This window comes from Vibrio hangzhouensis (assembly GCF_900107935.1).
GTDB classification, from domain to species: Bacteria; Pseudomonadota; Gammaproteobacteria; order Enterobacterales; family Vibrionaceae; genus Vibrio; species Vibrio hangzhouensis.
Genome location: NZ_FNVG01000003.1, coordinates 168,643 through 189,325, shown reverse-complemented (window position 1 = coordinate 189,325; position 20,683 = coordinate 168,643). Strand labels below are relative to the sequence as shown.

19 protein-coding genes are annotated in these 20,683 nt (G+C 47.5%); 5 read left to right on the top strand and 14 right to left on the bottom strand.

Going from position 1 to position 20,683, the window contains the following annotated elements; translation table 11 throughout:
- Positions 1 to 42: 42 nt before the first annotated feature.
- The gene (gene prfC, locus C4S60_RS04500) at positions 43 to 1,632 is read right to left on the bottom strand and encodes a peptide chain release factor 3 (protein ID WP_103879138.1); all 1,590 of its coding nucleotides are present in this window, start codon (positions 1,630 to 1,632) and stop codon (positions 43 to 45) included.
- Positions 1,633 to 1,930: 298 nt separating this feature from the next.
- Between prfC and C4S60_RS04495 the strand changes: the two genes are divergently transcribed.
- Entirely contained in the window at positions 1,931 to 3,112 is a 1,182-nt protein-coding gene (locus tag C4S60_RS04495) for an MFS transporter (protein ID WP_103879137.1), read from the top strand.
- A 54-nt stretch (positions 3,113 to 3,166) separates the two neighbouring features.
- Here C4S60_RS04495 and C4S60_RS04490 read toward each other — a convergent pair whose 3' ends face one another.
- The gene (locus C4S60_RS04490) at positions 3,167 to 4,291 is read right to left on the bottom strand and encodes a BamA/TamA family outer membrane protein (RefSeq protein WP_103879136.1); all 1,125 of its coding nucleotides are present in this window, start codon (positions 4,289 to 4,291) and stop codon (positions 3,167 to 3,169) included.
- Positions 4,292 to 4,607: 316 nt separating this feature from the next.
- On the opposite strand from C4S60_RS04490, the gene C4S60_RS04485 reads away from it, so the two are divergent.
- Positions 4,608 to 6,221, top strand: a complete 1,614-nt coding sequence (locus C4S60_RS04485; protein WP_103879135.1) for a transmembrane adenylate cyclase — start codon at positions 4,608 to 4,610, stop codon at positions 6,219 to 6,221.
- Positions 6,222 to 6,305: 84 nt separating this feature from the next.
- On the opposite strand, the gene C4S60_RS04480 is transcribed toward C4S60_RS04485, so the two are convergent.
- From C4S60_RS04480 to ubiT, 7 genes are all read right to left on the bottom strand, one after another.
- Complete coding sequence (locus C4S60_RS04480; RefSeq protein ID WP_103879134.1) at positions 6,306 to 6,698, bottom strand: hypothetical protein; 393 nt, start codon at positions 6,696 to 6,698, stop codon at positions 6,306 to 6,308.
- Positions 6,699 to 6,710: 12 nt separating this feature from the next.
- Entirely contained in the window at positions 6,711 to 7,478 is a 768-nt protein-coding gene (locus C4S60_RS04475) for an SDR family NAD(P)-dependent oxidoreductase (protein ID WP_103879133.1), read from the bottom strand.
- A 177-nt stretch (positions 7,479 to 7,655) separates the two neighbouring features.
- Positions 7,656 to 8,447: a hypothetical protein gene (locus C4S60_RS04470; RefSeq protein ID WP_103879132.1), complete on the bottom strand. Its 792-nt coding sequence runs from the start codon at positions 8,445 to 8,447 to the stop codon at positions 7,656 to 7,658.
- A 170-nt stretch (positions 8,448 to 8,617) separates the two neighbouring features.
- Complete coding sequence (gene rimI, locus C4S60_RS04465; protein ID WP_103879131.1) at positions 8,618 to 9,082, bottom strand: ribosomal protein S18-alanine N-acetyltransferase; 465 nt, start codon at positions 9,080 to 9,082, stop codon at positions 8,618 to 8,620.
- Complete coding sequence (locus tag C4S60_RS04460; RefSeq protein WP_103879130.1) at positions 9,075 to 9,509, bottom strand: DNA polymerase III subunit psi; 435 nt, start codon at positions 9,507 to 9,509, stop codon at positions 9,075 to 9,077. Before C4S60_RS04460 ends, rimI begins: the two co-directional genes overlap by 8 nt.
- 138 nt (positions 9,510 to 9,647) lie before the next feature.
- Positions 9,648 to 10,163 (bottom strand): GNAT family N-acetyltransferase, encoded by a 516-nt coding sequence (locus C4S60_RS04455; RefSeq protein ID WP_103879129.1) that lies wholly within the window; start codon positions 10,161 to 10,163, stop codon positions 9,648 to 9,650.
- Entirely contained in the window at positions 10,153 to 10,674 is a 522-nt protein-coding gene (ubiT, locus tag C4S60_RS04450) for a ubiquinone anaerobic biosynthesis accessory factor UbiT (protein ID WP_103879128.1), read from the bottom strand. The genes C4S60_RS04455 and ubiT overlap by 11 nt, the downstream gene beginning before the upstream one ends.
- 179 nt (positions 10,675 to 10,853) lie before the next feature.
- Here ubiT and C4S60_RS04445 point away from each other — a divergent pair, with 179 nt between their 5' ends.
- The 3 genes from C4S60_RS04445 to C4S60_RS04435 all read left to right on the top strand — a co-directional run bounded on the left by C4S60_RS04445 (position 10,854) and on the right by C4S60_RS04435 (position 14,921).
- Entirely contained in the window at positions 10,854 to 12,890 is a 2,037-nt protein-coding gene (locus tag C4S60_RS04445; protein ID WP_103879127.1) for a sensor domain-containing protein, read from the top strand.
- A 125-nt stretch (positions 12,891 to 13,015) separates the two neighbouring features.
- Positions 13,016 to 14,029 (top strand): ubiquinone anaerobic biosynthesis protein UbiU, encoded by a 1,014-nt coding sequence (gene ubiU, locus C4S60_RS04440; protein ID WP_103879126.1) that lies wholly within the window; start codon positions 13,016 to 13,018, stop codon positions 14,027 to 14,029.
- Positions 14,030 to 14,042: 13 nt separating this feature from the next.
- The gene (locus C4S60_RS04435; RefSeq protein WP_103879125.1) at positions 14,043 to 14,921 is read left to right on the top strand and encodes a U32 family peptidase; all 879 of its coding nucleotides are present in this window, start codon (positions 14,043 to 14,045) and stop codon (positions 14,919 to 14,921) included.
- 45 nt (positions 14,922 to 14,966) lie between these two features.
- Here C4S60_RS04435 and C4S60_RS04430 read toward each other — a convergent pair whose 3' ends face one another.
- The 5 genes from C4S60_RS04430 to rpsO all read right to left on the bottom strand — a co-directional run bounded on the left by C4S60_RS04430 (position 14,967) and on the right by rpsO (position 20,663).
- Complete coding sequence (locus C4S60_RS04430; protein ID WP_103879277.1) at positions 14,967 to 16,304, bottom strand: MATE family efflux transporter; 1,338 nt, start codon at positions 16,302 to 16,304, stop codon at positions 14,967 to 14,969.
- A gap of 49 nt (positions 16,305 to 16,353) precedes the next feature.
- A complete protein-coding gene (locus C4S60_RS04425; RefSeq protein ID WP_103879124.1) occupies positions 16,354 to 16,764 on the bottom strand; it encodes a MarR family winged helix-turn-helix transcriptional regulator in 411 nt (136 codons plus the stop codon).
- A gap of 108 nt (positions 16,765 to 16,872) precedes the next feature.
- Entirely contained in the window at positions 16,873 to 17,808 is a 936-nt protein-coding gene (nlpI, locus tag C4S60_RS04420; RefSeq protein ID WP_103879123.1) for a lipoprotein NlpI, read from the bottom strand.
- 147 nt (positions 17,809 to 17,955) lie between these two features.
- Complete coding sequence (gene pnp / locus C4S60_RS04415; protein ID WP_103879122.1) at positions 17,956 to 20,082, bottom strand: polyribonucleotide nucleotidyltransferase; 2,127 nt, start codon at positions 20,080 to 20,082, stop codon at positions 17,956 to 17,958.
- Positions 20,083 to 20,393: 311 nt separating this feature from the next.
- Positions 20,394 to 20,663: a 30S ribosomal protein S15 gene (rpsO, locus tag C4S60_RS04410; RefSeq protein WP_005380094.1), complete on the bottom strand. Its 270-nt coding sequence runs from the start codon at positions 20,661 to 20,663 to the stop codon at positions 20,394 to 20,396.
- Positions 20,664 to 20,683: the final 20 nt, after the last annotated feature.

Sequence of the window (20,683 nt, the reverse complement as noted above, 5' to 3'; positions counted from 1 at the left end):
ATTAGAGCGGTTTTTTATTTTCCGTGTTGCTGTACTTAGCGATTAGTGCTCACGCGTTGCACGGAACTGAATATCCGGAAAACGCTCTTTCGCTAAGTTCAAGTTGACCATAGTTGGTGCGACATAACTTAGGTTATCGCCGCCGTCCAGAGCAAGGTTCTGCTGGTTCTTACGCTTGAACTCTTCCAGTTTTTTGTCGTCGTCGCACTCAATCCAGCGAGCCGTTGCGACATTTACGCTTTCATAAATCGCTTCTACGTTGTACTCGGACTTAAGACGAGCCACAACCACATCAAACTGAAGCACACCGACCGCACCCACGATCAGATCGTTATTCTGTAGTGGGCGGAATACCTGTACCGCACCTTCTTCAGAAAGCTGAACCAGACCCTTAAGTAGCTGTTTCTGTTTCAATGGATCTTTTAGGCGAATACGACGGAACAATTCTGGTGCGAAGTTCGGAATACCAGAGAACTTCAGTGATTCACCTTGAGTAAAAGTATCACCAATCTGAATCGTACCATGGTTATGAAGACCGATGATGTCTCCTGCATACGCGTTTTCTGCACGCGCACGGTCACCCGCCATAAAGGTTACCGCATCAGAAATACTGACGTTTTTACCAGTACGTACATGGTTCATCTTCATGCCTTGCTTGTAGGTACCCGATACGATGCGCATAAAAGCAATACGGTCACGGTGTTTCGGATCCATGTTTGCCTGGATCTTGAATACGAAACCAGAGAATTTCTCTTCTGTTGCTTCAACGTCACGCTCATTAGCCTGGCGCGTTTGCGGTGCTGGTGCCCATTTAGTCAGGCCATCTAGCATGTGGTCAACACCAAAGTTACCCAGTGCGGTACCAAAATAAACCGGCGTCAGTTCACCTTTAAGGAATGACTCCAGGTCAAACTCAGGGCAAGCGCCCATCACAAGCTCAAGCTCTTCTCGTACGCTCTCAGCAAGATCTTCACCGACTGCGGCATCAAGGTCTGGGTTATCTAGTCCTTTGATAATACGCACTTCTTGGATCTCGTGGCCATGGCCTGATTCATACAAAATGGTCTCGTCACGGTGAATGTGATACACACCCTTAAACTCTTTACCACAGCCAATTGGCCAAGAGATTGGCGCACACATCATGCCAAGTTCGCTTTCTACTTCATCTAGCACTTCCATTGGATCACGAACATCACGGTCCAATTTATTCATGAAGGTCACGATCGGCGTATCGCGAAGGCGAGTAACTTCCATCAGTTTACGTGTACGATCCTCGACACCTTTTGCTGCATCGATCACCATCAGACACGAGTCAACAGCGGTCAAAGTACGATAGGTATCTTCCGAGAAGTCTTCGTGTCCAGGAGTATCCAGCAGGTTAACCAAGCAGTCATTGTATGGGAACTGCATCACAGAGGTTGTTACCGAGATACCACGTTCTTTTTCCATTTCCATCCAGTCCGACTTAGCGTGCTGCGCACTGCCGCGGCCTTTTACTGTACCTGCTTTCTGAATCGCGTTTCCGAATAACAGAACTTTTTCAGTAATGGTGGTTTTACCCGCATCCGGGTGAGAGATGATCGCAAACGTTCTACGCTTAGACACTTGTTGCTGAAATTGAGGATTTGACATGAATCTCGATCTTCTTGGTTTGTAGAATAGCCCGCCAATGACGAACGTATTGGCCGCTATTCGAAGGCGTCGAAAAAATAATGGGCGCTATTTTCACCGATCTCGCGTGGTTTCTCAATCAATAGTTTTGTTCCATGATTTTTGCCCAAGTAACATACTGCTCCCCTCGGGTAACTACGGGTTATACACTTTTGCAACTCATTTCGGGCTCTTACACTGAGTACATTGATGAGCTGCGATAGATAAACCCTGTGATGACAGCGCTTACCTATCTCTTCTTTTTTACAGGTAATTATCTATGACAATTTTCCGACCGTGGTATTTAGCGCAAATGTCGATTGGCGTCGTGCAGTGGGTAGGGATCGCGCTGATGCTGACCCCTCTGATCATCGAACGCACGGGCAGCGGAGCTCTGATGGGAGCCGTAATGTCAGTAATTGGGCTATTTGGTGTCGCAGCGCCGCTCATTGGCTGGTTAGCGGACCGTTTCTCTATACATCGTCAACTGCAGAAAGTAGCTCTACTGTCGCACCTTCTGTCACTGATATTACTCTACTTCGCCACTACGCAAGCCTACCTATATCTTCTGGTCGGCCTGGCAATTGGTGTTGGTACCGTTACTCAGTTGGTGCTCAACCCCGCTTTTGTCCTCAATGCACTGCCTGCAGAAGGACAAAGCCGCGGCTTGAGCCGTCTGTTCCAGTTGCAATTTATCGGCATTGTCATCGCAGGCACACTGATTGGTATCGTAAGTCTGCTCGGTTGGAGTCACGAACACCAGTTGTTGGTACTTATGGCGCTGGTTGTAGTGTCAATTCTGGCGGTTTTTATTGCCCCGCCTCCGCCAATTCAACTCCATGTCCAGACCATGGAAGATGTGGCCGATGAAAGTATCGAGCCCCAAAAGACCCGCACTACCCTAATCGCATTTACGCTGTTTTTGGTGACCGTGTTTATCTCGATGTTTACGTCCAGTAACTTGATGGAGACCGGCCCTATCATCATAAAAGAAGTCTTTGGGGTTGATTTAGGGCACTCTGCGTTTGGTCTGGCAGCCTCTGCTTTGCTTACCATTGTGCTATTGGAGCCTGCGGGGCGATGTGCTGAAAAATTCGGATCTTATGCCGTTTGGATAGCGGCTCTGGTGAGCTATGCAGTCACCGCGATTGGCTTGTGGCTTGCGGTCGGAACCACGATATCGGGAATCGTCCCTATCTTACTGATCATGTTGTTGATGCAAGCAATCTCCTGGTTCGATATGGCCATTCCCGCCATTGCTGACGGCTTAAGCCCTAGCTCGCCGGCATTGACTCAAGGCTTGTTACTGTTTGCGATGGCCGGTGGGTTTGGAGTCGGTACATTCATCGCTGGACAGTTAATCGAAACCGACGGTTTTGTTGCCGTGATCGATTACTGCGCTGCCAGCATCATAGTGACCCTCATTCTGGCCGGGCTGATGCTATTAATGAGACGACGTTAATTCTACTCGCCAGTTAGCCGCTTGAATGCTGGCTAACTGGCTCATATTCGCAGACTATAGCTGCCAGGCATGTCCGATTGTAATATAAAAAGCCCACTCTTCTGGCCCTTTTGCGGCATCGACTCCGGCCCGCATGTTCAACTGACGCGCTACCAGATAGCGGAACCCGCCACCCACGACACTTTTATAGTCGGTATCAGAAAAGCTTTGTCCGTCATCAAGCGTTTTACCCGTTCCGGTAAAACCGACAATCGACCAACGTGGTGTTATATCATAGCGTGCTTCTAGTTCCACCAGCGCCATCTCGTCTCCCTGATAACGCATTGCCGGAATGCCGCGCATATTGATGAACGGTCTGGCGTAGTATGGTGCATCATTGCTGACCGTTTGATAGTCTCCTCGCAGACCTATGATCAGATCCGTCCTCACAGGTGCAAAGTAATTGGCCTGAAATCGCCCTTTCTGGTAATCCACATCGCCACCGAACGCGGTGTTATGAAAATCCATACTCAGCTTCGCTTTAAGACCATCATTGGGGGTAAAGATGGTATCCCGACTGTCATAGGTCACTTTAAGCTCGACGCCTGCATCATTGAGATCGAAATTAATGGGGTCAAGAGGAATGATGTCGTTACCCAGTTCAAACGTACTCTGTGACGATAATATGGAGTACTTCGCTCCAACAAACCAGTCACTTCCGGCAATGCGATAATCAATATCTTGCATGAAGTACAACCCATCGATATTGAAATCAAAAGGTATATCACCTTCGTAGAATTTCAGATTAAATGAGCCGTAGAATAACCCGCCCTGGTAGCGCCAGGTATCTTCCATCCAGGAACCAAAGTGAAACGCACCGGTCAACCAGGAGCCGTTCTCAGTCGCCGCGGCCGCTACGGCGGTCAAACTGGGCGGCAGACCCACCACTTCATCTGGGTTTTCCTGACGTAGCTGCTTTCTCTTGTCGGACTCATGGAAAAACACCAATGCCGCGCCACCACCGACACCAACAGCAGGGTCGGTAATAATGATTGGGACTGGCATAAAGCCGACCGCATTATCTAACACCCACTGGCTGGCATCGAACATGCCATCTTGTGGATCAATAAACTGCTCCATGGCAGATACAGAAGATGTTGCTGCCAAACCGCATAACAACCAAATTGGTAGCTTCTTCATATTTTCTTCCTTGATTTAAACTGCCAACCTAAACTGTCCTCAGGCAAGCAGAAGTACACGTTATGTTTATTAACAATTATCCAACCAAATTCACATTAATTCAAAAGCTTCCCTTATAATAACTCAATAATCGATAGATGATTGGGTAAGACTCAGACTTGCCTTACAATTTTATAGAGTGTCACTTCGGAATATCTCAATTGATGCTACCCTTAGGCTAGGGATGTAAATAGTCGCAAATAGTGAACTCATTACTATTTTTAGCTGTCTTAAAGTGGCAAAATACGCGGATCCTACCAAGAGAGAGTGAACTACGGTGTCAGAACAAGCTCCATTAGATATTCGAATAGAAGAAAATCAAACCCGAGTGAAAGATCAGCTTAATCGCATTCTTTCCAGCAAAGCGTTTGACCAGAGCCCAAAAATGAAAGAACTGTTGTCTTTTGTGGTGGAGCAGACGTTGAAGGGAAATGGAGATCGTCTTAAACAATTTACCATTGCTACTGAGGTATTTGATCGTGATGCTGACTTTGATCATCAGGCAGATCCGATCGTCCGTATTCAGGCAGGCCGTGTAAGACGTACACTCGAAACTTACTATCTGACGGAAGGCGTTAATGACCCTATTGTGCTGTCTATCCCTAAAGGCCGCTATAGCCCGTTATTCACCCCCCAGGTTCCACAGGCGGTAAAACAAACCGCGACTCTGGCACAACTGGCTCGTGACAACCAGAAATCACTCAGCCCAACCATCACGGTTCTGCCGTTCCTTTCTCTATCGGAAGATGCAGAGAAACGCTTTTTTGCGGAAGGGTTTGGCGAGGAACTGGCAACAGAGCTGGCTCGATTCGACATGCTAAAAGTCGTATCCATGCATGCGCTGGGCGAAACCAGTATCGATCCCAGAACCTCAGCCGATGTCAAAGGTCTGGGTGAAAAACTGGGGGTCTCCTTTATTACTTCTGGCACAATGCAGGCACTGGGCAACAAAGTTCGCATCTACGCCAAACTCTATCGTACCGATTCCGGTGAGCAGGTATGGGCAGAGAAGTACACCTGTGATCTGGCCACAGAAGATCTGTTTTCTGTGCAAGATGACATTATTGCTGAAGTGGTAGCAGAGCTCGCTTCGAGTTTTGGTATTATCCACCGCGAAATTTATCAAAGCTGCAATCAGAAGAAGATTGAGCACCTGTCGACTTATGAAGCTACCCTGCGCTATCGCCACTATCTGATGACGCTGTCAGAAGACACCCATCAGCTGGCCACTCAGGCGCTGTTAAGTGCAGTGCAGAATGAACCCGATGTTGCGCTGCTGCATGCTATGCTTTCAGTGCTGTTTTTCGATGCCGAAATGCTGGGCATGAATCAAGTGGAAGATGCGGTTGAAAAAGCGTTAAATTACGCCAGACGCGCAGTCGAACTTGAGCCGACCAACCAGGAATCGCAAATTGCTATGCTGATGGCCTATCAGGTCAAAGGCGATGTGAGCGGTATTCTGGAAACTGTAGATAAAGTACTGGAGATCAACCCGAATGCCGCCTACCAAATTGGGTTGTCCGGTTGGGCACTGTGTATGGCTGGCGAGTTTGAGCGTGGCTTGCAGCTGATTCAGGACTCTAAATCCCTAAATCCATTCAGACCACCTTGGTTCTCTATCGCCTCCATAGTGCATAAGATCATGCAAGATGACTTTGATGGTGCAGAGAAATCCATCAACAAATTGTCATTGCGCCGCCTGTTCTGGATTCCGATGCTTAAATCGATCATTCAGGTTTACAAAGGTGAATTCAAACAAGCACAGGCCAGCTATAAAGAGATGCTGCAACTCAGGCCAGATTTTGAGGGCAATGAGGCCCGATATATTGGAGCCTATATTTCCAGCCCTGAGATCAAGAACAAATTACTGGATGCTTTATCCCGTTTATAACGCATTACAATCGAGTAAAAGTAAAAAAGAGAGCCGCCACGTGCTCTCTTTTTACGTTAGGATATCAGGCAATTGCAGTTAAGATTAATCGTAGAGCGCCTCTTCATACAGCTCGTCCTCTAAGATCTCCTCTTCCAGGATCTCTTCCTCCACGTACTCTTCTGCGATGTATTCTTCCGCGATGTACTCTTCAGCAATGATTTCATCTTCAACCATTACGTCTGTGGCAACTTCGCAAGCACCTTCATAATACGCACCATCAACTGCACCGCCAACGGCACCTGCACCGCCGCCGATTAAAGCCCCTGTTTTGGCGCCTTCACTGCCATCCACAATACCGCCAACCACGGCACCTGTGATAGCACCATCAACGGCGCCCACAACCGCACCTTCAGCAGTCTGGTCACAATAGTACGCATGGCTGCTAAAACTCACCAACACCATCATTGATAGGCATACACGAATAAAATTTGTCATAAAAACTCCTGATTACTGAGCGAGCTGGTTGTAAGCATCGATACTCATTCCGGCGTTAAAACCGCCATCGACGCCAATAGATTGACCGTTCACAAAACTGCTGTCTTCTGATGCTAAAAAATGAACGACTGCTGCCACTTCCTCCGGCTGAGCAATACGTCCGAGTGGGATCGCTTTTTGCTCCATCCTTAGTTGCGGCTCACCCCCAGCGGCGTGGGCTCTGGGGGTATCCACTGATGTGGGACAAACGGCATTGACACGAATTCTCTTCGCACCTAACTCTAGCGCCGCCGTTTTGGTGATCCCCAACACCGCCCACTTCGATGCGGCAAGCGCGCCAAGATAAGGCACGCCCTGAGTACCTGCGGCAGACGCAATATTGATGATGCTACTGCCCTTAGGCATATAGGGAACCGCATGTTTGATGGCCAGCGCGGTACCCAGTGCATTCACTGAGTAATTGTCATCGTATTCCGCTTTCTTCGACTCCATGATGGTGCTGTAGCCATTGGTTGAACCTGCACAGTTAATCAGTACATCGATACGACCATAACGTTCGAACGTGATCGCCATGAGCTCACTCAGCGAGTAGTCATCAGTAACGTCGGCATGGATGTATAATGCATCTAATTTCTGAAGTTCAGTCTCCGTGGCATTCAAACCAGCGATGACCAACCTTGCCTCCGCCTGTAACAGACGATGGGCAATGGCATCTCCAATACCAGAGGTGCCACCAATGATAATGATGACTTTGTCCTTTAGCTGAAATGGCACTGCCATAGTGATGACCTCTTAAACAGTGATAAAAACAGGACGATAGCAGTCCGAAAGCAGACACTGTATCTCAGAGTTGATGCCGACTGGAGTTAGTAACTGGAAGCGATCCAGTAACATGAGGATGAAATGTGGACAGACTAAGGCTTCCCTGCCTTAGAGTTGAGAGGAATCGTTAAAATATCAGAAGAACCAGGTCGCACCAATGCGCACTTCACGGTTCCCATCAAGGTGCTTCATACGAGATTCACCACCCGCTTTAAAGAAGTGTTCAGAGTAAGTTACGTTACCCCAAATGCTGCCATCAGACGTCAGTGGCACACCACCTTCAAAGTTAAGCTCCAGCGACTGCTCATTTTTGCCAAAGGCGTTATTGTAGTTGGCATATTGAGGGTTAACCGTTACGTAATGACCTTGCTCAGACAAATAAAATGAGTTGAACCAGTTAGCCTGCCAGCCATTCTCTGTACGACCATTGTCATACTCATTTTTCATCACTGCCAGGTTAGGATAAGAGACCCAGTTCTCAAACGGGGTAATCACTTTCGCTACCGCACCGATAGCGGCAGTCTGTTCCGTTCCTGCATTTTTAGCCACCCAGTTCGAACCGTAACTGATGTAATCAAGCGAGAAACCAATCTCCGGAAGAATGTCTAAACCGGTAGCATGAACCTGGAAATAACGGGCACGAATTCGTGACAAACCAAAGTCTTTTGACTTGCCTTCCTGAGCATCCAGGTTAGTCTGGAAGTCGGTTTCAAACTGACCTAAATAACCGATGTCTTCCGTATATGAACCCGCCATATTTAACTGTAGGCGTGTCAGGCCGTCTTTACCCTTCGCTCCAGAATCTACCTTTAGATAGGTTTGTGGACGAGTCACATCAGCGGGATCGTTAACTTGCGCATCTTCTGCCTGAGCATGAAAGGATAACGCGCTGATCAGCGCCAGTGAAAGCGTAGATAGTCGCTTCATTTCTCTGTTCCCATAATTATCAATAACTAGGGACGGAGTATGAAGAAGTTATTGTCGAATCGAAGTAACTCTGGGTAATGTAACCTATTTGAGGAAGCAGGAGTTGAGGTTACCTTCATTACGAAATAATGATAGAAACGTCGCCTGCTTCGACCATCAAATCGCAGTACTCAGAATTCACCTGAAAAAAGAAAATAATGGCTCATGATCACCGCATCTTCTCTGCCTTGCGCCGCAGGGTAATAATCTCTGCGTCGATCCACTTCATTGAAACCTTGAGCCAAATAAAGGGAAATGGCGGCATGATTACTTGCTCTGACTTCTAACCAGGCACTTTCAGCGTTACGGCCTTCACACTGTTTCAAGAACTCACTGAGCAAGACGCGGCCATAACCTTTACCCTGATGCTCGGGGGCTACCGCAATGTTCAGCAATGACACCTCACCCACAATATTCTGCGCGTAAAAATATCCGACGACCTGCCCTGAGACCATTAATACATAATTAAACGCGCCACGCCCATTGAGATCAGCGATCATTGAAGGCTTCCATGGGTGTGAGTGAGCGAGTTGTTCAATAGACTGCACCGCACTGATGTGCTCATTGTCCATCACAGCAAAACAGAAATTAGCCATAAGCGCGGATCTGATTCCAGAGAGCTCGACGCTCCACGTCATTACCATCAATATCAACGAGAGGAGGTGAGATAAGTTTGTTAGGGACTCGCGATAAAGCCAGTGTCTGAGTCAATTGAGACAATCGCTGTTCAGCATGCTGATCACCAGCAAACCAAATCCAGTCAGGCACCTGTTCACCCGTCATCGATAGCAGAAGATCCGGGGTAATGTGCAAGGTGTCGGTCAGTTCAAGCTTCATCGCTTTGAGGATTTTTTGATAGAAGAGGACGCTATCTCCCTCAGGCTTTACCGGAGAGACAAAAAGCAACCGGCATTGCCCAGCCAACACCAACTTAGGCTGGTGAGATAAAGGAAGTCGTTCAGGGTGGGCGACATCCCAACTCTGAATTCCCATAATCTGAAGCTTAATACTGTCTTGAATCATGCGTTAGTGCCACTTACCTTTCTATCGATGCGAAGTGTAGCAGAGCTCCATTTGATAACCAAGACAGCAAAGCAGCAAAACCGGTCAGCCTGATAATTTCATAACCAGAGTCACCAGACATCTGAGACCGCCGGTCGGTTACAGCTGATTAAACTCCGCGCTGTACTCCACCAGCCCGGAAACTCCATCCAGTAAAGTTGCCAGTGATGCTTCTGTCAACGAGCGAACCTGAAACGCCCCTTCTGGTACCTCCCACTGGCACTCCAAGCCTACGGCACTTGCTGGCTCGAACTGGAACTTAGAATAAAAGGCAGGATCCCCTAACACAACACAGGCCGGGTAACCAAATTGTGGCAGGGTCAGAAACGCCTCTGTCAACAAGGCTCTGGCTACGCCACTACCTTGGTGCGACTTGGCTACAGCCAATGGCGCTAGCCCTTGCCAGGACAAGTCATTGCCATCGATAAGTACCGGTGAAAACAGTGCATGTCCCACCACCGCTCCATCGTCATCGCAAGCCACCAGGGACAAGGTCAACTGGCCATTTTCACGAAGTGCCATCACCAAATCGGCTTCAGCATCGGTTTCAAATACCGATTTCAGTAATCGGTCGATGACCAGAATATCAGCTGGCGCCTCAGTTCTAATAAGCATTATTCACCTCATTAGGTGTTGAAACAGGCTGCAAACCTTTTTGCACAAAGTCAGCCAGATGTGTCAGCGCTGACAACATCGGTTTTGGCAAAGCATCAAGATCGACGCTGTCCATCAGGTTCTTCACTTCTAAGCCTAGCTCAGTATCACCTTCAATACTCAGGCGACGTTGGAAGAACAAAGTATCCGGATCTTCTTTACGGCCGGCAATCAACACCAAATCGTTCAGGTTACCACTGAAGCTGACATCTTCTTGTTCAATCTTGTCAGAAACCACCAATTGCTCGTCCATGTAGGAAATGTACCAACTGAGGTTTAGATCACGAATATGAACTTTTAACCATTTTTCTTCAAGAAATTCAAAGTCCCCATCTTCAAGTGCTTCTTTAAAAACAGTTTTTAGCCCTTCTAGCAGTGCCATATTTTGAAATTTACTTGGGAGAAAATGGACTGGCGATCGCAAAATTAGTGCAGCATTTTTAACCAGTTGACTTCGAATCTTGTCTAACACGCGGTTTTTCCGTTAATTTGTACTTTAGAAAGCTCATAATACGGTATTAGTACAAAAAAAATCCTGTTGTGCATCAAATATTTTTTGCTTTCGCCTTTACCCTTTTCTAACTGATAAATCACAGTTATAGTGATGGAATTATTGATATAAGAGCGCACCGGTGAATTGGTAGTACATTGATGTCATCCAAACTTTTAAAGGAATATTTTGCGAAGTTAACATCCAATAGCCCATTCTTTTTCGCTATTCTGGATGACGAGCACCATTACTGCATGGTGAATGACCGCTATTGTGATGTGGCGGGGCTTACGCACAGTGATCTGGTGGGGATGAATGATCTGCAGATCCTTGGAGAGCGTTTCTATAATCAATTAAAGCCCTATTACGGACGTGCATTTCAGGGAGAGTCCATCGAGGCCGAGGTCACGCTGGATGAATCGGATGTTGAGTCCAGTTTGCACTTCAGTGTTTCCCCTATTGAGTTCGAAGGCGTCGTCGAGTACATCGTATTTCATGCCATAGACACATCTGAGAAACAAATCCTCACTCGCTCACTCGAAGAATCTGAGAGCAAGTTTCACAAACTGTCCCAACTCATCCCAGATGGCCTGATACTGGTCGAAGACGATTGTATTCTGTCAGCTAACCCGGCTGCGGCCAGATTATTTGGCTATACCAACCACAGCGATCTGCTTGGTGAATCACTCAACCGACTACTCAAAAACGAGAACGATAACAATCGGGTTCAGCTCGATTTATCAAGAGTTCACGACCACCCGCTACAATTTTTGACCAGTGAATATTGTGGAGCACAGCGTCGGCTGGCACTGCACATTGATGATGCGCACTTATTTGGAAACAGCGCGCACCTGGTCCTGCTGCAGGATATGGACGAAAAACCCAATCCGGTCGCGCAGAATAGCAGTGAAGATGTCAATATTGATACACTGACCAAACTTTACAACCGACTGGGCTTCACCCGCTGTCTGGATCACTTTATCCAAAGCAATACGCCATTGGTCATGTTGTACCTCGACATCGATAATTTTAAAAACATCAATGATTCACTCGGCCATCACATCGGAGACCGAGTGATTCAGGAGGTGTCGTCCCGTCTGAAACGCCAACTGCCACAACAAGCGGTGTTGGCTCACCTTGGTGGGGATGAGTTTGGCATTATTCTGCCTGAACCAGAAAATAGCCGCACCGTGGAAATCTTAGCGGAGAAAATCATCGGGCTGATCAACCAACCCTTTGACCTTCATCACTTTAGTAAGCGTCTGGCCTGCTCAATTGGCAGCGTAAACTACCCAAGTGATGGCAACGATGCTCGTATACTGCTGCAAAATGCGGATACCGCCATGTATGAAGCCAAATCCCGTGGCCGCAATAGACTGGTCAAATTCAACGACCAGATGAACAAAGAGGCGCGGATGCGCTTGTGGCTGGAGATCGAACTTCAAAAAGCCCTGCAGCAAAACGGGCTCGAAGTTTGGTATCAGCCTAAAGTTAATGCCCGAGATTTCAGCATCAATGGTGCGGAGGCTCTGGTGCGCTGGAAGCACCCAGTTGAGGGTTATATCAGTCCGGCCTCATTTATCCCCGTGGCAGAACAAGCAGGTTTAATTGAAAGCTTGGGTCGTGTGGTCATGCGCGATGTGTTCAACACAGTGAAACGCTGGAAACAGCAAGGGATCCTTCCCGGGCGAGTGGCCATCAACCTGTCCCCAGAGCAGTTTGGCAACCCTAAGTTGATCGATTATATGGAGCGTCTGTTACGCAGTACCAATCTGGATCCAAGTTGTATCACCTTTGAGCTGACTGAAAGCGCTGTCATGAGTAACAGTGAGCATACGCTGCAAATGCTGGATGCAATTAAACGATTAGGCTTCGCTTTGTCTATTGATGATTTCGGTACCGGTTACTCCTCTCTCTCATATTTGGCACACTTCCCCATCGATGAACTCAAAATTGACCGGGCGTTTATCATGGACATTGATACCCTGCCAAAGCAGCTTACGGTGATCGAGAACATCATTAATTTGGGCAAATCTCTGAATCTGTCAGTCGTCGCAGAGGGTGTCGAGACACGACATCAGGCAACACTGCTGTCCAATCTCAACTGTAACTCCATACAAGGCTTCCACTTCCACAGACCGCAACCTAAACACGAAATCGAAGCACTGTTTGCCCAGAACCGTCGCCACCGAAACTGATTTGTTACGGTTACCTCTTTGGTGTTAATTCCGTGTTTATTAAGGTAAACCTGCCTTACATCAAATTCGCCATTCACAATTATTCATAAAATGCGGACTACTGTCAGAATTATGGTAATGAGCATATGGAACTCTTATGCCCAGCAGGTAACCTACCTGCATTAAAAACCGCTATTGATTGCGGTGCTGACGCGGTATACATCGGATTCAAAGATGATACGAATGCCCGTCATTTCGCTGGTCTGAACTTCACGGGAAAGAAGCTAGAGCGCGCAGCCCAGTATGTTCACGATCGTAATAAAAAACTGCATATTGCACTGAACACGTTCGCCCACCCAGATGGATTTGAACGTTGGACCAACGCCGTCGACCAAGCGGCCGACTTGGGTGTAGACGCATTGATTGTTGCCGACATTGCTGTACTGGAGTATGCCGCCAACAAATATCCACACCTGGAACTGCACCTTTCTGTACAGGCTTCTGCCACAAACGTTGCAGCCGTAGACTTTTATCATAAGAACTTCAACGTAAAACGTGTTGTCCTGCCACGAGTTCTTTCGATTCACCAGGTCAAACAATTGTCTCGCAATATCACCTCGGACGTGGAACTTGAAGTGTTTGCCTTTGGCAGCTTGTGCATCATGTCAGAGGGGCGTTGCTACCTCTCTTCCTACTTGACGGGAGAATCACCCAATACCGTTGGGGCGTGCTCGCCAGCAAAATATGTGCGCTGGCAGGAAACCGAACAGGGTCTGGAGTCTCGCCTGAATAACATTCTGATCGACCGTTATGCCGCCGGTGAAAATGCTGGCTATCCGACCTTATGCAAAGGCCGTTTCGAAGCGGAAATTGACGGTGAGCGCAAACGCTACCATGCTCTTGAAGAGCCAACCAGTCTGAATACGCTCTCGATGCTACCCGAGTTGTTTGCTGCAAATGTCGCGTCAGTGAAGATTGAAGGACGCCAGAGAAGTCCTGCCTATGTGGAACAAGTTACCCGTACCTGGCGCGAGGCGATCGACATGTATCAACGCAACCCTGAGCAGTACCAAGTCAGACCGAGCTGGGATCAGGCACTAGCCAATGTTTCAGAAGGTACGCAAACCACGCTCGGTGCTTATCACCGTAAATGGCAGTAAGGAGTCGTTCAGAATGAAATACGCACTAGGTCCATTGTTGTACTTCTGGCCAAAACAAGATGTCGAGAGTTTTTACGAACAGGCTAAGTCTAGCTCGGCTGACATCATCTATCTTGGTGAAACGGTCTGCTCCAAGCGCCGAGAAATCAAGCCTGCCCATTGGTTTGAGATAGCCAAGGAACTGCACGCCGCAGGTAAACAGGTTGTGCTCTCAACGATGGCATTGCTTGAAGCACCGAGCGAAGTGAACATCATGAAGAAGTACATCGACAACGGTGACTTTGCCATCGAAGCCAACGATGTGTCTGCAATTCAGCTGGCCAGTGAACACAAAGTCCCATTTATTGTGGGCCCAGCGGTCAACACTTATAACGCTCACACCCTCAAGCTGTTCGTCAAACAAGGCATGATCCGCTGGTGTATGCCGGTGGAACTGTCTCGCGAATGGTTAACAAATGCCCTGTCTCAAGCACAGGATTTGGGGATCCGGGATAAGTTTGAAGTAGAAGTGTTCAGTCACGGTTACCTGCCCCTGGCCTACTCAGCACGCTGCTTCACCGCCCGCGCCGAAAACCGGGCTAAAGATGACTGTGAAACCTGCTGTATCAGATACCCAACCGGTCTTCAAGTTGAGAGCCAAGAAGGTCAATCGGTATTTAACCTTAACGGTATCCAAACGCAATCTGGCTATCAGTACAACCTGATCAACGATCTAAAATCAATGGATGGTTTGGTTGATGTGGTGCGCCTTAGCCCACTAGGACTGGATACGTTTGCCGAAGTTGATCGCTTCAGAGCCAATGAAGACGGTTCGAATCCAGTCACCGCACTGGACCGACAATGCAATGGCTACTGGCACCAAATCGCGGGACTCGACGTCAAGCAACTGTAGCCTCATACCAACAACAAGGCCTCTCAAAATGAGAGGCCTTGTTGTTTATGCGGTCGCCGCGTTGAACGGTACCTCGGTGAGTTTGCGGATATCACGCCAAATCATGGCGCCAACCACCAAACTTAACGCAATGTTCGATAATGGATAGGCTATCCAGATCCCGGTCACGCCCCACAATTTCGGCATCAGATACAAGAATGGCAGTTGAATCAACATATTACCTAGTGTGACGAACAGCGCCTTGCGACTATGACTTATCGCCTGATAGTAAGCAGCTGCCACCACAATAAAACCATCTAAAAACATCGAAAACAGATGGAGCTGAATCCCGTCGACGGTATGAGTTAACAACTGTGGATCGTCGGAATTGAAGATGGCGACCGTTTGATTGGGGAACAGATTGAGTAAAGCAACAAACAGCGCTCCCCCCAACACCGAACTCCACATGGCCACGTTAAGCAGTTTGCGCATGTTGTCCTGACGACGCGCTCCGTAGCTGTAGCTCAGTAAAGGCTGCATGGCATTGGCGATACCTTCGACAATCAGATAGTAAAAAGCCACAATATAGCCCAGAATCGCGTACGCGCCCACCAGCGTCACTGTGCCGTATTCCGCAAACAGCGCATTGTGCAGCGCGACCATAAACGAGCCATAAGCGTACATGAAAAAGCTCGCCAGGCCGATGGACAATATGCGGGGCAATAATCCGAACTGAAATTTAAAATCACACAGCCTCAGGCGCATTTTTGCCTTGCCTGAGAAAAAATACGCCACACCCAGAATGGTCACAACTGCTTGAGCAATACCGGTCGCCAATGCTGCGCCGGTCAATTCCCACCCCAACAACGCAATAAACCAGTAATCGAGTACAATATTGATCACTGCCCCTAAAACCATCAGCAGAGTGGCGGTGTTGGGGCTATCGTCATTGCGCAGTAAGAACGGCACCGCAATAGAACCCAGCGTAAACACGCCCGCTACAATCAATATTTCCAGATACTGCAGAGCCAGATCGTACATTCGCCCTTCGGCCCCCTGAATGCGCAAAAACAGCTCAGAATACTGCCAAAGAGTCACTGCAACCAATGGACTGAGCGCCGCCAAAGCCATAAAACCTGTCGCCAAGGTTTTTTTTGCCCCGGCAATATCGCCCTCACCTTGCTTAATTGACGATAAAGCACCGGTTCCAACACCCAGCATCATACCCAGACCGAGCACGACACTGATCACAGGCCAGGCAATATTGATGCCTGCTAAGCCATCGCCACCCATATATTGACCAATAAAAATCCCGTCAACGACCTGATATAAACCATTGACTAGCATGGCCGAAATGGTAGGTATGGCGTAACGCCAAAACTGTGTATAGATGGATTTCTCTATCATGATATTGTTTTAGTTATCCTAGCTAACTAAATCCTCAAAAAAAACGTTAACGCAGCGCCTTAGTCAACAGCGTATTCAGTGCGTCAAATTCTTGCTCACTCAGGTGAACTTTAAGCTTTTGTGCAATGATGGTATATATTTCAGACTCCGACTCTAAAGGTGCCCGTGCTTTCTCTGTCAGCATCACACGCTTTGAGCGCGCATCTTCGCTACAGGACACTCTGAGAACTAATCCCTTGCGCTCCAGTCGTTTCACCATATTGGTGGCCGATGGCTTGGTTACTTCCAGTTCTTTGGCAAGATCGGTCAGACGAATCGGCACTCTCGCCGCCTGTATCGCTTTCAGATAGTCATATTCATTGAAGCTCAAGTGACCCAAAGGATCTTCTTTGCTGTAGCTGCGCCACACTTTCGAAGTCAGACGCTCAATTTTCTCTAAATTTGCTTCTATAGACATTCATAACAACTATTAATTAGCCTGGCTAACTATTCTAGAGCAATTACACGCAGAGTTCAAAGCAAAAAAAAACACCAGCTAAAAGCTGGTGTTTCGTTACTCTCTAAGCTATTGCGAGTCTGAGGAGCCTGCCTCTGAATTTTGCTGTTCTTGCTTGGCTTTCTCAGCCTGCTCCGCGCGAACAATTTCAAAGATTTTAGTTAGCTCCAGAAAGGCGTATTTATGCTCTGCGTAATCATACACATTTTGTGCAATGGCCAGCTTGTAAAGTGATACGGCAGCGGGATAATTGCCTTCAATCTGATGACGCTTCGCCAAATAGAAATACACTTCGGTCAATCTTTCTGCCAATACATTGTTGTCTCGACTGCTGGCCAATATAGCCTTAAACGCTTGTTCTTCGGTTACTTTGTCTAACATCAAGGCCACTAGAATCCAACCCCAGTCGTTGTTTCTGGACTGGTAGCGTTTCTCTAATGTAATGGCTGCATCAAGTGGTCCGGCTTCGCGGGAGATAATATAAAGCCAAAGTGCTCGATAAGGGTCGCTAGGGTTTTCCTGATAGTAACGTGTCATGCCTTCGATCGCGAGAGGAATACGGTCACCGTAATACAGTGCGATAGAACGATTTCTCAGTGCATACGAATTAGCAGGGTCCAACTCTAGACTGGAGTCAAAGGCCTCATAAGCCGAATCAAAATCGCCGATTTGCGTGAAGTACTGACCGACCTGGTTAAATACCACTGGCTGTGCGGGGTTCAGTTGTAGAGACTGGTTAAAGTCTAACTGAGCAAGATCTCTCAGTCCCAGGCTGTTGTAATAGGAGCCACGTTCAAAGTGCATTTTTGCTCTGACGTCATTTTCCAGATCGCTGCGCTGAAGAAGCTGAGTCAGTCTCGCCACCTGCACTTCATATTGAACATTCGCTTGCAATGGCACCGCCATTGGAGGATTTAACCATTGTTCTTCTTGAGTCGAGGAGTTGGAAGCACAGCCCGTCACAGCAACCACTATGCTCAATCCTAAAATTCGAAACAACTTCACTATATTATTCTCCTTGCTCCTGCCTATAAGCTTAGCATCGGAACATGCTGTTTTCTGGGCAGGAATTTTCCTTCGCGCATAAAAAAAAGGGGGCATTGCCCCCTCTTTTATAGCACGCTTTTCAACTGAATGGTTCAGAAATGCGAATTATTCTGCGTCTGGTGTAGCTTTTTCTTCCGCAGCTGGTTTTTCCATTGCCTCTTTCATACTTAGACGTACGCGGCCCTGGCGGTCGATTTCAAGTACTTTAACCTGAACTTCCTGACCTTCTTTCAGGTAATCTGTCACTTTCTCAACACGCTCGTGAGCGATTTGAGAGATGTGTACCAGACCATCTTTACCAGGAAGAACCGTTACGAATGCACCGAAGTCTGCCAGACGAGCCACTTTACCAGTGTAGATCTTGCCCACTTCCACTTCAGCAGTGATAGCTTCGATACGAGCGATCGCATCTTTCGCTTGGTCACCGTCAGTCGCAGCGATCTTGATAGTACCATCATCTTCGATCTCGATAGTCGTACCAGTTTCTTCAGTTAGCTGACGGATAACCGCGCCACCTTTACCGATAACGTCTTTGATCTTGTCTGCGCTGATCTTCATTGTGTGGATACGTGGAGCAAATTCAGAGATGTCTTCACGAGCACCAGAAATAGCTTCATCCATTACAGATAGAATGTGCTTACGTGCACCTTGCGCTTGGTTAAGAGCAATTTGCATGATTTCTTTGGTGATACCTTCGATCTTGATGTCCATTTGCAGAGCAGTAATACCTTCATTGGTACCCGCTACCTTAAAGTCCATGTCGCCCAGGTGGTCTTCATCACCAAGGATGTCAGAAAGAACAACGAAATCGTCGCCTTCTTTAACAAGACCCATTGCGATACCAGCAACAGAAGACTTGATTGGTACACCAGCGTCCATAAGAGCTAGAGACGTACCACATACCGAAGCCATTGAAGATGAACCGTTAGATTCTGTGATTTCCGATACTACACGTACTGTGTAAGGGAATTCGTCAACAGAAGGCATTACTGCCGCGATACCACGCTTAGCTAGCTTACCGTGACCGATTTCACGACGCTTAGGAGAACCTACAAAACCAGTCTCACCTACACAGTATGGAGGGAAGTTGTAGTGTAGTAGGAAGTGATCTTTACGCTCACCCGTTAGCTCGTCGATAATTTGAGCATCACGTTGTGTGCCTAGAGTCGCCGTTACGATTGCCTGAGTTTCACCACGAGTAAACAGTGAAGAACCGTGAGTACGTGGAAGAACGCCAGTACGAACGTCTAGTGCACGAACCATGTCTTTTTCACGACCATCAATACGTGGGTTACCAGCAATGATACGGCTACGTACAACGTTCTTCTCTAAAGAGCCTAGCATGCCACGAACTTCACGCTCATCCAGCTCTTCGTCTTCCGCTAATAGAGACTCAACCACTTCGTTCTTAATGGTGCCTACTTGCTCGTAACGCGCCATCTTTTCCGTGATTTGGTAAGCTTCTGTGAAACGAGCTTCTGCCAGTTCAGCAACGCGAGCTTTAAGCTCTGTGTTTACTGCTGGAGCTTCCCATTCCCAAGCAGGAGTCGCTACTTCAGCTGCGAACTCGTTGATCGCTTTAATAACAACTTGCTGTTGGTCGTGGCCGTAAACCACCGCAGATAGCATCTCTTCTTCAGTTAGGTTGTCAGCTTCAGACTCAACCATCAGAACAGCGCCTTCAGTACCTGCAACTACTAGGTCTAGTTTAGAGTTTTCTAGCTCAGTGTTGCTTGGGTTCAGTACAAGTTGACCGTCGATGTGACCAACACGCGCTGCACCGATAGGACCGTTGAACGGAATACCAGAGATAGCAAGAGCAGCTGAAGTGCCGATCATTGTTACCATGTCTGGTTGAACGTTCGGGTTTACAGACATTACTGTCGCGATAACCTGAACTTCGTTTTTGAATGCGTCTGGGAAAAGAGGACGAATTGGACGGTCGATTAGACGTGCAGTCAGTGTTTCGCCTTCAGAAGGACGACCTTCACGTTTGAAGAAACCACCTGGGATTTTACCTGCAGCGTAAGTACGCTCTTGGTAGTTTACTGTTAGCGGGAAGAAGTCTTGACCTTCTACTGCTTCTTTCTTACCAACAACAGAAACGAATACGGCTGTATCGTCCATTGTTACCATTACAGCTGCAGTAGCTTGACGTGCGATAACGCCAGTTTCTAGCGTCACAGTGTGGTTGCCGTATTGGAACGACTTAACAACTGGTTTTTCGAACATTGTATTTCCTTTTTTCTGGAATCATTCCAGATAATTGATTGTGCGCTCAATGCATTACAAATCGCGACTAGTTCAAACAAACTTCACTTGAAAAAAGTAAGTGTGCTTGGAATAGTCGCGACCCTGAGGTCGACTAAATGGACTGTAATGTACTGAACAAATTGTCACTAAACGTACTTGCTCTTCACAACTCAGTTTAGACGGGACGTAGTATAAACTACTTAGTGGAAGTTTTGCTATTAACTAAGAAATTTAGCTAACAAAAAAGGGGCATATAGCCCCTTTTAACAAACTTTCTATGCAGACGCTGATTAGCGACGTAGGCCTAGACGTTTGATTAGGTCTTGGTAGCGAGCTAGGTTTTTACCTTTTAGGTAATCTAGAAGCTTACGACGACGAGAAACCATACGTAGAAGACCACGACGGCTGTGGTGATCGCCTTTGTGTGCTTTGAAGTGACCTTGTAGGTGGTTGATAGAAGCTGTAAGTAGAGCTACTTGAACTTCTGGTGAACCAGTGTCGCCTTCGCCTTGTGCGTATTCTGCAACGATTGCTGCTTTAGTTTCTGCATTCAGAGACATAATTCTCTCCTAATAAGAGT

Bases quoted from the DNA above. Each gene is read 5' to 3' on its own strand.
- prfC (WP_103879138.1), bottom strand. From the start codon at position 1,632: ATGTCAAATCCTCAATTTCAGCAACAAGTGTCTAAGCGTAGAACGTTT.
- C4S60_RS04495 (WP_103879137.1), top strand. From the start codon at position 1,931: ATGACAATTTTCCGACCGTGGTATTTAGCGCAAATGTCGATTGGCGTC.
- C4S60_RS04490 (WP_103879136.1), bottom strand. From the start codon at position 4,291: ATGAAGAAGCTACCAATTTGGTTGTTATGCGGTTTGGCAGCAACATCT.
- C4S60_RS04480 (WP_103879134.1), bottom strand. From the start codon at position 6,698: ATGACAAATTTTATTCGTGTATGCCTATCAATGATGGTGTTGGTGAGT.
- C4S60_RS04475 (WP_103879133.1), bottom strand. From the start codon at position 7,478: ATGGCAGTGCCATTTCAGCTAAAGGACAAAGTCATCATTATCATTGGT.
- C4S60_RS04470 (WP_103879132.1), bottom strand. From the start codon at position 8,447: ATGAAGCGACTATCTACGCTTTCACTGGCGCTGATCAGCGCGTTATCC.
- rimI (WP_103879131.1), bottom strand. From the start codon at position 9,082: ATGGCTAATTTCTGTTTTGCTGTGATGGACAATGAGCACATCAGTGCG.
- C4S60_RS04460 (WP_103879130.1), bottom strand. From the start codon at position 9,509: ATGATTCAAGACAGTATTAAGCTTCAGATTATGGGAATTCAGAGTTGG.
- C4S60_RS04455 (WP_103879129.1), bottom strand. From the start codon at position 10,163: ATGCTTATTAGAACTGAGGCGCCAGCTGATATTCTGGTCATCGACCGA.
- C4S60_RS04445 (WP_103879127.1), top strand. From the start codon at position 10,854: ATGTCATCCAAACTTTTAAAGGAATATTTTGCGAAGTTAACATCCAAT.
- ubiU (WP_103879126.1), top strand. From the start codon at position 13,016: ATGGAACTCTTATGCCCAGCAGGTAACCTACCTGCATTAAAAACCGCT.
- C4S60_RS04435 (WP_103879125.1), top strand. From the start codon at position 14,043: ATGAAATACGCACTAGGTCCATTGTTGTACTTCTGGCCAAAACAAGAT.
- C4S60_RS04425 (WP_103879124.1), bottom strand. From the start codon at position 16,764: ATGTCTATAGAAGCAAATTTAGAGAAAATTGAGCGTCTGACTTCGAAA.
- pnp (WP_103879122.1), bottom strand. From the start codon at position 20,082: ATGTTCGAAAAACCAGTTGTTAAGTCGTTCCAATACGGCAACCACACT.
- rpsO (WP_005380094.1), bottom strand. From the start codon at position 20,663: ATGTCTCTGAATGCAGAAACTAAAGCAGCAATCGTTGCAGAATACGCA.